10 protein-coding genes and 1 pseudogene are annotated in these 11,710 nt (G+C 32.7%); 2 read left to right on the top strand and 9 right to left on the bottom strand.

Going from position 1 to position 11,710, the window contains the following annotated elements:
* Positions 1–82: 82 nt before the first annotated feature.
* The 4 genes and pseudogenes from AAG068_RS12245 to AAG068_RS12230 form a co-directional block, all read right to left on the bottom strand.
* Positions 83–2,051, bottom strand: a pseudogene (locus tag AAG068_RS12245) (penicillin-binding transpeptidase domain-containing protein).
* A gap of 418 nt (positions 2,052–2,469) precedes the next feature.
* The gene (locus tag AAG068_RS12240) at positions 2,470–3,063 is read right to left on the bottom strand and encodes an SGNH/GDSL hydrolase family protein (protein ID WP_342719466.1); all 594 of its coding nucleotides are present in this window, start codon (positions 3,061–3,063) and stop codon (positions 2,470–2,472) included.
* Positions 3,064–3,535: 472 nt separating this feature from the next.
* Positions 3,536–4,849 (bottom strand): D-alanyl-D-alanine carboxypeptidase family protein, encoded by a 1,314-nt coding sequence (locus tag AAG068_RS12235; RefSeq protein WP_342719465.1) that lies wholly within the window; start codon positions 4,847–4,849, stop codon positions 3,536–3,538.
* Positions 4,850–5,313: 464 nt separating this feature from the next.
* Positions 5,314–5,973, bottom strand: a complete 660-nt coding sequence (locus AAG068_RS12230; protein ID WP_342719464.1) for a CatB-related O-acetyltransferase — start codon at positions 5,971–5,973, stop codon at positions 5,314–5,316.
* A 453-nt stretch (positions 5,974–6,426) separates the two neighbouring features.
* On the opposite strand from AAG068_RS12230, the gene AAG068_RS12225 reads away from it, so the two are divergent.
* Positions 6,427–6,897: a DUF5065 family protein gene (locus tag AAG068_RS12225; protein WP_342719463.1), complete on the top strand. Its 471-nt coding sequence runs from the start codon at positions 6,427–6,429 to the stop codon at positions 6,895–6,897.
* Positions 6,898–7,426: 529 nt separating this feature from the next.
* Here the strand turns inward: AAG068_RS12225 and pepD are convergent.
* Positions 7,427–8,896: a beta-Ala-His dipeptidase gene (gene pepD, locus AAG068_RS12220; protein WP_342719462.1), complete on the bottom strand. Its 1,470-nt coding sequence runs from the start codon at positions 8,894–8,896 to the stop codon at positions 7,427–7,429.
* A 204-nt stretch (positions 8,897–9,100) separates the two neighbouring features.
* Here pepD and AAG068_RS12215 point away from each other — a divergent pair, with 204 nt between their 5' ends.
* Positions 9,101–9,490, top strand: a complete 390-nt coding sequence (locus AAG068_RS12215) for a YxeA family protein (protein ID WP_342719461.1) — start codon at positions 9,101–9,103, stop codon at positions 9,488–9,490.
* An 18-nt stretch (positions 9,491–9,508) separates the two neighbouring features.
* Here AAG068_RS12215 and spoIISB read toward each other — a convergent pair whose 3' ends face one another.
* From spoIISB to gpmA, 4 genes are all read right to left on the bottom strand, one after another.
* The gene (gene spoIISB / locus AAG068_RS12210; protein WP_000852620.1) at positions 9,509–9,685 is read right to left on the bottom strand and encodes a stage II sporulation protein SB; all 177 of its coding nucleotides are present in this window, start codon (positions 9,683–9,685) and stop codon (positions 9,509–9,511) included.
* A 75-nt stretch (positions 9,686–9,760) separates the two neighbouring features.
* Complete coding sequence (locus tag AAG068_RS12205) at positions 9,761–9,886, bottom strand: hypothetical protein (protein WP_000588712.1); 126 nt, start codon at positions 9,884–9,886, stop codon at positions 9,761–9,763.
* Positions 9,887–9,993: 107 nt separating this feature from the next.
* Positions 9,994–10,731 carry a type II toxin-antitoxin system SpoIISA family toxin gene (locus AAG068_RS12200; protein ID WP_141403215.1) on the bottom strand — a complete coding sequence of 246 codons (738 nt, stop codon included), beginning with the start codon at positions 10,729–10,731 and terminating at the stop codon, positions 9,994–9,996.
* Positions 10,732–10,919: 188 nt separating this feature from the next.
* Entirely contained in the window at positions 10,920–11,657 is a 738-nt protein-coding gene (gene gpmA / locus AAG068_RS12195) for a 2,3-diphosphoglycerate-dependent phosphoglycerate mutase (RefSeq protein ID WP_342719459.1), read from the bottom strand.
* Positions 11,658–11,710 lie beyond the last annotated feature (53 nt).

Genomic DNA, 11,710 nt, shown 5'->3' with positions numbered 1-11,710 from the left:
TTATACTTTGTTTTGCATGATTTATACCTTTGTGTTAAGCAAAAAATAAATGGAGTAAAAGATTTTACTTTATAATTAATTATTATTTTTGGAAAATATGTTTTATTCTTTCACCTGGTACGTTACTCTCCCCTCTTCCTTTTACATCTTCGATCATCATGGTAACAATCATGTCCGGCTCATTTGCATCAAAAGCTACAAACCATCCAAGTTCTTTTCCTTCTGCTTCTTTCGACTCTTTCAGTTCTGCTGTACCGGTTTTACCAGCAAGAGTTATACCATCAACCTTAGCAATTCTCCCCGCGCCATCAGGGTCATTAATGACTTTTATTAATGCACTCTTTAATATCTCTTGATTCTTTTTAGAAACCACATTTTCTTTCCAATTCCCTTCTACTTTTGCTTCTTTTAAAAGATGAGGCGATGGAATATTCCCTTCATTTACAATCGGTGCATATGTTATATGCTAAATGAAGTGGTGTCATTAATACTTGTCCTTGTCCGTATCCCGTGTCTGCTAGTTGAATATCATTTTTTATCCCATCTCTTGCAATGATTGAAATAGGAAATTCGTATTCGATTGGTAATTTTTCATGGAATCCGTATTTCTTAAATTCATTTACATACTTATCTTTTCCCATCTTCAAGGCTTGTTGAGCAAAATAAATATTATCTGAGTACTTCATTGCCTTGTCAAAATCAATTGGACTTGCATCCTTCACACGTGTTACATAATAATTTCCCCAAGAGGAATCTTTTGTCCACTTTAGTCCTTGAATATTAAATTCTTCCTTAGGTTTTATTGTGTTTGTTTCCAAACCAATTGCACCTGTAATCGTTTTAAATACGGAACCTGGTACAAATGCTTGTGTGAAACGATTCATCATTGGTAGTTTCAAGTCGTTATTCCATGCTTCTCGTTGGGCCTTTGATGTTCCTCTAACTATTGTATTTGGGTTATAAGCAGGGCTACTTACTAGTGCGATTGTTTCACCTGTTTTAGGATTGATCGCTGCACTAGAGCCTGCTTCATTTTTCATCTCATTATAGATTTTTTCTTGAATTGCAGCATCAATTGTTAACGTAACATTTTCCCCTGCTTTCGCTTCTTTTTTTGCTACGTTTTTAATCTCTTTCCCACTCTCATCTTCTATAAATACGCGTCCACCCTTTTCACCACGCAATTTATTCTCCAGTACTTTCTCTAAACCTGTCTTACCTATTAAATCATCAGCTTGATAACCTCTTTTTTGAAGCGATTTTAACTCCTCTGCATTCACATTTCCTATATAGCCAGTTAAGTATGCCGCTGCTTCTCCTAATAGATACGTACGAATATTTACTGGGCGAGATGATACTCCTTCTAATTCAATATAATCATTCTGTCTAGTTCCCTCTTTTAAAATACCAATTGGTACAAAGGAATCTGGTTTTATCCATTTCGCTGTAAGCTTCTGATCGACCTCTTCTATAGACAAATCCAGTAACTGTGCTACTATTTCTTTTGTTTGAGCCGCCGTTTCGCCTAGTTTCTCTGGAATAATTCCAACCTCAGTCGCTTTACCATTCGTTGCAAGACCTTTCCCATTTCGATCGTATATTTCTCCGCGTTTTCCATCTTCTGTTTGCATACGTACTTTGTAATCTTTTTTCATACCTGGAAAAATGAAATCTGGTGTCCAATCTATTTTCCAAGCATCTTTATCTTTCACCAGTTTTGCTTCATGGATAAATGAAGCTGTTCCTCCATCCGTATCCATCTTAACTTCAAAAAGAAAAAGTTCTTTATCTTTAGCATTCTCTCCTTTCGTTTTAACTTTTAAATTCTTAACGCCAATCCCTTCATAAATTTTTTGATATTTCTCTGTGAATTCCTTTTTAGAAATCGTTTTTTGGGCATGATCTGATAAATGATCATACATATTTGCAAATTCTCTATCATTCCATAAATTTATATATTCTTCAAATGCTTGTTTTGGCGATTCGTTTTTATTACATCCTACCAATATAACTGCAAAACAAAAGAAAAGCAGCATCCATAATTTTTCCAATTCAATCTTCTCCCTTAGTTAAAAATGTTTATTCCTTTCTTAATAAATTAAATAAAAAATGTTGTAACGCTTAATAGACAGTATAAGTAATGAAATTGTTCCACATTTACAAAAAAATTAATTTATGATCAAGTTACATTCGGAGGAGAAGATTTTAAGGTTCTTACAAACAATAGAAGCGGATCTATTTAACACTATTATTTAAAATATCTTTTTGTTTAGGTTCCCTGCTCTTATCTTTTTGTAAATATTTAATACGAAAAAGGACCCTTATTCTAAGGGTCCTTCAACAAAAAATAACAAAGTGTATACAATAAAAAAGAATTACTTAAAGTTTAATTTATAGACGCTGTATATCTTCTATTCCGCATCGAAACCCATATGCTGTATGCGACTGGGGATTCGTTCACTCTAAAGCTTATTTAGAAGAGTCATGTACAGGTAAACTACTATGAATTAATTCAGCAACTTTCACATATCCTTTTGAGTTTGGATGAATTAAATCCTTAGACCAAACCGTATCATCATTAACTAAATGATGATTCCAAAAGTCAACATGATGAAGCTTATACTCTTTACTCAGTGAACGTATAACTTCGTTTGCCTCTAATAATTGTTCTTTTACTACTTGCTTTTTTTCAGATGATAAAGGAAGCCTAACTGTAAAATCTGGAAGGTTTCCTATAATAATATCAGCATCTGTTCTACTTAATGTATCTATCATAAATTCCATATCGTTCTTATATTCTTGATGATTCCAACGTCCTTTTAATACATCGTTTGCACCTGCGATTAGACTTACCAAATCTGGATTAAACGTTAATGCTTTTTCCAATTGCTGCGAGCGAATTTCTTTAGTTACTAACCCACGCTTTGCAAAATTGGCATATTCTATATCGTTTACACACAGTTGAACAAAATGATCTACCCAGCTTTTTAATGCAATTCCCTCAACTTCATCCCCTATGCCCTCGGTAAAACTATCACCAATCGCTACAAATCGCTTCCACATATGTAGTCCCCCTTTTTGTATTCATATCTACACTATATAATAGTTTACATCGTATATCTATTTCCATTGTAATTTAATTGAATAATGAATCTTCTTTCATCCTGTGTAAATTTATTAAACTATCCTTGTACCAGGGTGCTTTAAATTAAAAAATCAAAATAAACGCCATCCTTTTGTATATTTCTACAAAAAGAATAGCGTTTTTTGATTATATAGATACAAATTTATTTTAGCTTAATAGCAATACCAAAAGTTCCTAATTACAAAATTTAGAAAATAATACCCTCTTCAATTCCAAGCGATCAACATAAAAATCTATAATACTTTGAAACCTTTTGTTTCAGACTATAAAGTGAAACTTTAATCAGCCCTCACCAATCGGGCTTTTACGGGCAGTTGATCCCCCACCTAACTTCTTTGCTTCCGCTGAATTTTGAGGTGGGGTCTTACTGCCCGTTAATGCAGGATAAAATTAGCTTTTTACTATATCAACCGCACGATCCCACATACCACTAAAAAAAGATCCGATGTTACGCATAAAACGTGTGAACCAATTTGCTTGTTCAATATCAGATTTTGTTACAAGGTCTACTTGTAATGATTTATCTAATAAGAACCCAGGATCTTTACTATCTTTAGGCGAGATAATCATTTTACTAATTGTTACACCTTTTTTAATAGGCGCTTCTTGTTCTTTATTCAATACTTTAAATTCTTTTTTATATACGTCTTTGTTGCTCTTTGGTATTGGAAGTGAAACAGCTTGCTTCGTTTGAACAACTACATCTTTGTCTTTTGCATTTGCTACTCGCACTGTTTCATGCCCGTTTACTACTGAATCTTTTCCATAAACTTTCTTCATTTCAAAATTCGCAAATCCATAATCATATAATTTCTTCGTTTCATCAAAACGTGCTGCATGAGAGTTTGCTTTTATCACGACAGAGATTAAACGCATACCGTTTCTTTCTGCTGTACCAGTGAAACAATCACCAGCTTCTGGGGTAGTTCCTGTTTTCAACCCATCTACACCTTCGTATTGCTTAATTAAACCTTTTAACATCCAGTTAAAGTTCGTCATATCAATTGGATACTTACCACCCTGTTGGAATGTTTTTTTGGGAATTTTTGCAGTATCTAATATTTCCGGAAAATCTTGAATAAGGCGTTGTGCTAAAATCGCACAATCTCTTGCGGACATTTTATTTTTCTCGTCTGTAGTTGTCCCTTCTGGGTGATGTCCTTTTAAATCATGATTTGTTAAACCTGTTGAGTTTACAAATTTATAATTTTCCATTCCAAACTCTTTTGACTTATTGTTCATCATTTTTACGAAATTAACTTCTTTTCCAGCAATTTCTTCAGCTAAAGTAATTGTTGCACCGTTTGCAGAATAAATTACCATTGCCTCATATAACTCTTTGACCGTATAAGAACCGCCATTTTCTAATGGAACGTTTGATAAGGAACGATCTTGCGAAATCTTATATGCATATTCGGAGATTTTAACTTTTTGATTCCATTTAAGTTTTCCGTTCTCCACCGCTTCGTGAACTAAATATTCACTCATCATCTTTGTCATACTAGCAATTGCTAATGATTCATCTGCATTTTTTTCATATAAAATTTTTCCGGAATTTGCTTCTACTAAAATTGCTGATCCTGCTTCTACTTCTATAGCAGAAACTGTTTCCGCTGATGCACTTCCAGATATAACAACTATGCTACAAAATAGTGTAAGCACTGTTATTATTACAATAAATCTCTTGCACAACACATCTTTCACTTCTGTTACCTCCAATATCTTTGCACTCAAAAAACGTTATTCTAACGTAATCCTTCAAAAAATAGACAACGTTATCAAATTCTAAATATAAGACATTAGGACCACTTTCATGTAGAACATCTCATCCCGCTCTTTTAGACAGACTGACATTTAGTACCCATACTTTTAACACCTTTGTATTTTTCAAAATGATTCGCACTTTCATTTTTTTTAGGATTACACTTAATAGACAATCTCAGTAATACATTTGTTCCATATTTACAAAAAAATAAAACGAGTGTGTCCTGATTAAATATCGAGGCAAACTGGCAGCCAAATATTCGTTTATTAGCTATCAAGGATTTTAATTATTTAATTCAGCTATTTGCTATACTCATACTAGAGATGAATTTTCCTTAGTCTAGACTATTAATTTTTTATAATAAAAAACTACATCCTATATAGAATGTAGTTTTTTCACAGACCTATCTATTTTTTACTTCCTTTTTATAAAAATCATATAATAGTTCAATAGATGAGCTAGATAATATAGGCATTGCCTTCTCAACTAATTCTCTATTCCAATCAAACCAACGCATTTCCATCAGCAGATTCATTTCTGTATCAGTGAACCGCTTCTTTATTTCCTTAGCAGGATTTCCACCAACTATTGTATACGGCGGAACATCTTTACTTACGACAGTTCCTGCTGCAACGATTGCACCTTCACCAATTGTAACGCCAGGCATAATAATAGCATTCATTCCAATCCAAGCGTCACTTTTAATGACTGTATCACCCTTCGGTTCATATGAATGTTCAATTTGCTCAGCGAATGGATATACTGTAATCCATTCTGAGTGATGATTATGATTACCACCCATTAAAATGACTACTCCACTGGCAATACAAACATAATTCCCAATAATGAGTTTATCAAGATGCCATCCCATCTGTTCAATTGGATTGAAAAGTGCTCGGGACTTTGCATCCCCCCACAAATACCTTACACAGCCATCTTCAAAATTTTGGTGACCATAATACCCTGAATAATAGGAGTACTCTCCTACCTCAATAAGTGGATTTGTAACTATATCTTTTAAATACTTCGTTTCTGACCAATGATTATATAATGGATGCTTCATAACTTTATTCCTCGCTTCTAAGTATTATAGATCTTTCTAATTCACTTAGAAGCTAAATACGACTGCTACATTTTTTAGCTTTCTCAAACGACGAATCATTATATTCAAGCCTTTCTGTTATAATAAAAAAATCATAACGTGTTAAACTACATAAGTCAAATTGTAAAATGATGTACTGAAACTTAAAGTGTGAATTGAAATTTAAACATTAAAACAATCGAGTTTTCAAATAACAAATCCCAATTACATAGGATAAAGACTTCTTAACTATACATCTAACTTCTTTCCTGTATTAGGCGTAACTTCCTCGATATAGTCTTATTACATTTTAATTTGTCTGATAAATCAATAAATGTTAATATGATTATAGAAGATATTATCATCCATTAGATTTCACAGCTAGTTTTTCACAAAACGATTTCTGAATCCTTAAGTAAATAGGAGGTTTAGAACATGAAACTTTTAAGGCAATCAACAATTATTGGTGCATTGACTGTTGGAGGATTTTTATTTTCGAATACAATTGGTACGCTCCCACCTGTGTCTGCTGAATCGCAACTTACACAAAAAGAATCACGATTTTCAGATAATTGGCGTTGGCAAAGCTATTTTTTATTACATCATAATGCAGATTTTATAGAAGAGTTAGCAGTTGGTGACTTAAAACATGGAGATACATTCGATGTTACTATATATACTGGTGGTAAAGATACTGGTATTGTAAAAATATATCAATTGAGTGGAAATGAAAATGATGAAATAAACTTGCATAGATATAAAACCATTTATGACTCGGGTTTGAAACATAATTATGGTAGATTTGTAACACCTATTACTAAGGCCTATAATCCTGGAACATATGTAGCTGTTATGAAACTTGGAGAAAATTATTATTATGGGGGCAGCTTTAAAATCTCAAAATAATTAAATCTTATCAAAAAATATTGGATACTATTTTTCTTAAACAAAAACCATTTTAAGGTTTAAAAACTCCTTACTTTCTTTATAAATTATCATTTTTATTCAACAACTGTTTCCACCTCTTTAAGTTCTACAATTCAATATGCAATATTGCATATTCTATATGTTCAATCTTTAAAAATGCGATAATTTATTTATAAAAATATTTAAAATTAATATTAAAAGGAGAGTATTACATGTCTTTCTATTCTTGGTCTCCACTTATTTTCTTAATAGTTGTTGCAATTATCATTTCTATTCAAAAGGCTAAGAAACAATAATTTATTATTTGGAGGTGTAAAAATGTCATTTGCAGCATGGAGTGCAATTTTTATGACTTTAATTGGAGCAATAACTGGAGCAGCCTTTGGTACAATCTCCTCGCGAAATAAAAGCAAGAATTAAATACTAACGTAAAAATGAATTTCTAATAAAACGCTATACAAAAAAGTAGCCTATAAAGTTTTATAGGCTACTTTTCATTTCATTACTATTATTTAGCTAATTCCTTCGTACCCTTCATTACATCAATGAAGAACCCCCAGTTATTCACAACAGAAGAAATACTAATATGTTCATCTGGAGTGTGAACATTGAATATATCTGGACCGAATGAAATTGCATCTAATTCAGGCATCTTTTGAACGAATGCACTACATTCAATACCTGCATGCACTGCAAAGATTTCAATCTCTTTATTGTATTTTTCTTGATGCACTTTTTCAAACAAATTACGAATTTGTGAGTTCGGATTGTATGGCCATTCTGGATACTCTGACTCTATTTCAAATGTTGCACCAACTAACTCGGCGATACATTTAATCTCATCTGCAACATGTTGTTTTAAACTACTTACAGAACTTCTCACTTCGTTACGTAATTTAATTTCATCTTGCAACGTTTCAATAACGCCTAAATTTGTTGAACTTTCTACTAGACCTTTAATATCCAAGCTCATACTTTGAATGCCGTTTGGAATTAAGAATAATGATGAAATAAGTTGCTTTTGTGTCTCTTTAGCAAATACTTTTTCTACTTTCTCATCCAATTTTGTAAGTGTAACGTGAACATCTGGATCAACAGCACGCATTTCTTCTTGTAGTACTCTCGTCCAAGATTCTAGTTTTTCTTCTACTTTCTCTACATCTTCTGTACGTAATACAATTATAGCTACACTTTCACGCGGAATTGCATTTGTTTTTAATCCGCCGTGAACTTCACTTATATCAAATTGAATATTTGCTGATAAATCACGTAATACTCGTCCTAATACTTTGTTTGCGTTACCACGTTGTTTATCAATTTCCATACCAGAATGTCCGCCTTTTAACCCACCAACATATAGACGGTATGCATCCGTATTCGCTGGCGCTTCATCCCATATTACTGGAATTGTTTCAACAGCTTTCGCACCACCTGCGCTACTTACAAGTAATTTATGATCTTCTTCAGAATCAATATTTATAAAAATCTTACCATCAAAGTGATTTGCATCAACAGCGAAAGCCCCACCCATTGTTGTTTCTTCTTCAGTGGTAATAACTACTTCAAGTGCTGGATGCGGAATGTCTTTTGAATCTAATAAAGCCATCGCATACGCCACTGCAATACCATTGTCAGCGCCTAAAGTCGTTTGATTTGCATATAACATGTCCCCAATGATTCGTAATTCAATTGGATCTTTTTCAAAATCATGTACGGTTGCTTGATTTTTTTCACATACCATATCCATATGACCTTGAATAATAATAGCTGGTACATTTTCATAACCAGTAGTTGCTTCTTTTTTAATAATGACATTTAACGCTTCATCTTGAATCACTTCTAAGTTACGCTCTTTTGCAAAGCCAACTAAATAATCACTAATTTTCTTTTCATTACCCGATCCTCTAGGAATCTTTGAAATTTCTGCAAAATGATAAAATACAGGGTGCTTTGCTAATTGTTCTAAAGTAGAATACATTTTTAAGCTCCTCTCAAAATGACAAAATAATATGTAGGTTTTTTATCATTATACCATGATTCATTATTTTACCTTTCTTTTAACTGTTTAATATGTTGTTCATTTTATGGACAACACTGTAAGGGTGTTGTAATCTATATCGATTTTTCTCATTTCATACTAGCCGTATACTGTGTAAAGAAACAAATTGAAGGAGATAAAAAAATGAAAAGGTTTTTAGTAATTATTACACTATGTTTATTATTTTCTAGTTTTACTATTGGATGTGAAAGAGCACCACTAAATCGAATTGGTAAAGATGTATATTACGTACAGATACAAGGCGAAGGAACTATCGAAAAAGTTGAAGGTAAAAACTTAAGAAACTACACACTGCCTGCTTATGACGAAGACGGAGTAAAAAAACAAATTACATTTAGAAGTAAGAAAGCATCAAACGAACATAAATTAAATGAAAATGCATTTTTATGTCTTTATGTAAATCAAGATGATAAGAGCAAAAATGAAATATCATCAATTGAAGTGAAGTCATATGAAGAGGTTCAGGAAGCTGATTTACCTGCAAAAGTAAAAGAAAAGTTAAATGCTAAATAAAAAACAAAAGAAAATGCTCTATGCATTTTCTTTTGTTTTTTTCACTCGTATATATTTTGAACTGCTATTATTCATCAGTTTCTCTAAACGATTTATATTTTCTGTTAACGCACCTTTCACAAGAGAGAAATCTGTATTTGGTTCTTCTTTTTTTTCTTTAAAAAATGAAGACTTTTGTACATTTACTTCAGCCATCTCTTCTCCCCCTTTTCAAAAAGATACAACCTTCTATTTATATTATATCGTAAATGTACGCAGCATGTACAAGTATCATTTTCTTTTTAATTCTTCTTCTAATTCTTCTACTTGCTGTAATGTATCTCCTTTTATTAACGAGAAATCTGTTGTATCTTCATTATCTTCTTTAAAAAAATCATTGTCATAATCTTTTATCATTACAATCACCTCTACGTGCTAGTGTAGGGATGATTGTCCGATTTTATTCAACTTTTTCCGATTTATTCCGAATTTATGTATAAAAGAGTAGGACAGAAAGTTCTGTCCTACTTACTAAAATAACTATGATGTATTGTTAAATTATATACATTTTCAAAATCCCGATCTTGTAGGTTATTTTTCTTCCCATCAATAACAATGAAAACATCACTCACTATTTTTGCTGGTATAATTCCGACATTTTCTACTTGCACCGCTTTCTGCTCATTCAATTGCTCAATGTGTTCAAACGGAACGATAATACTAAATTGCGAGCGAATACCGCGAAAGTTTGTATTCAATTCCTTTGCCGCTTCAAATACAACAATTTTCGCTCCAATCTTTTCCCCATACGAATCTAAAAATGCGTTTAAACTTTTTGTATATTCTTCTTCCGTATGCCATTCCATTGTACCGAATACTGCTGGATTAACATTTTGAATAATTGTTGTGTATATTTCTCCTCTTGCTTTAGAAGCAATTAATGACCGTTTTATCGATTGAACAGTCTTGCCGATATCGCTAAATTTCGCTCCCCATATTTCTGAAATATTAGGTGTTAAAATAAATGCAATATCAACGAAAATAACCATTGCAGTGAACATTAAAAGATTTTTCCAGAGGGTTAAATCAATTCCTTTTATCATGAAATACACGGTGACTGATACTATAAACAACCCATACCAAGTCTTTCTAATCCGTTGCTTCTTCTCTTCGTACAACTCTTCATTTCTCCAGTAAAAGAAAACAAGAACTAGAAAAACGATTGCTAAAATAAATAAGCCGATTCGAATGTTAGAGATCACCAATGACATCACCCTCCATTCAAAAACTACTCACGATATCATTACATGCACAAGCAGCTCTCTTTATGACAAAAGATGTGGACAAGCTTCTAAACTTAGCAATATCGCATATACATTAGAAGGTACCACGTCTTTTATCTTGAATCTACATTGTATATGTAGACAAGCATGCGTTTCAAATTTTCATGTTAAAAAGAAATATGTTTCGGAATTTCCCCTTCTGGTACTTCTCCGTCCATACTTAAGTAATAATGACGAATTGGACGTAAATCATCGTCTAATTCATAAACGAGCGGAATGCTTGTTGGAATATTTAATGAAACAACACCATCACTTGAAAGGTTATCTAAGTATTTTACTAGCGAACGAATTGTATTACCGTGCGATGAAATTATCACCTTTTCACCACTTTTTAATGATGGCGCAATTTCTGAATGCCAATAATTAAGTACTCTTTTCTCCGTATCCACTAAACATTCAGTCAATGGAAACTCACCTTTTTTAAGTGCTTTATATTTTGGTTCATTCATTTCATATCTAGGATCATCTTCAGTAAGAGCAGGTGGTCTTACATCAATACTTCTTCTCCAAATATGAACTTGCTCCTCACCATATTTTTTCGCTGTTTCATCTTTATTTAACCCTTGCAATGCACCGTAATGTCTTTCATTTAGCTTCCAAGATTTATGTACTGGGACCCAGGCAAGATCCATCTCATGAAGTACAATCCATAACGTCCGGATTGCTCTTTTTAATACAGATGTATAAGCGACATCAAAAGTATAGCCATTTTTCTTTAATATCGCTCCTGCTTCTCTCGCTTCACTTAATCCATTCTCTGATAAATCTACATCTGTCCATCCTGTAAAGCGATTTTCAAGATTCCATAAACTTTGTCCGTGACGAATAAGTACAAGTTTTATCATAATAATTCCCCTCTCGGAAATGTGAATTTTATTGTTCCATTGCGTACACGTAT

The sequence above is a fragment of the Bacillus paramycoides genome (genome assembly GCF_038971285.1).
Taxonomy (GTDB): domain Bacteria; phylum Bacillota; class Bacilli; order Bacillales; family Bacillaceae_G; genus Bacillus_A.
This window is presented reverse-complemented; position numbering and strand designations above follow the sequence as displayed.

Coding starts and splice junctions, on each gene's coding strand:
- AAG068_RS12240 (WP_342719466.1), bottom strand. CDS start 3,063: ATGTGGAAGCGATTTGTAGCGATTGGTGATAGTTTTACCGAGGGCATA.
- AAG068_RS12230 (WP_342719464.1), bottom strand. CDS start 5,973: ATGAAGCATCCATTATATAATCATTGGTCAGAAACGAAGTATTTAAAA.
- AAG068_RS12225 (WP_342719463.1), top strand. CDS start 6,427: ATGAAACTTTTAAGGCAATCAACAATTATTGGTGCATTGACTGTTGGA.
- pepD (WP_342719462.1), bottom strand. CDS start 8,896: ATGTATTCTACTTTAGAACAATTAGCAAAGCACCCTGTATTTTATCAT.
- AAG068_RS12215 (WP_342719461.1), top strand. CDS start 9,101: ATGAAAAGGTTTTTAGTAATTATTACACTATGTTTATTATTTTCTAGT.
- spoIISB (WP_000852620.1), bottom strand. CDS start 9,685: ATGGCTGAAGTAAATGTACAAAAGTCTTCATTTTTTAAAGAAAAAAAA.
- AAG068_RS12205 (WP_000588712.1), bottom strand. CDS start 9,886: ATGATAAAAGATTATGACAATGATTTTTTTAAAGAAGATAATGAAGAT.
- gpmA (WP_342719459.1), bottom strand. CDS start 11,657: ATGATAAAACTTGTACTTATTCGTCACGGACAAAGTTTATGGAATCTT.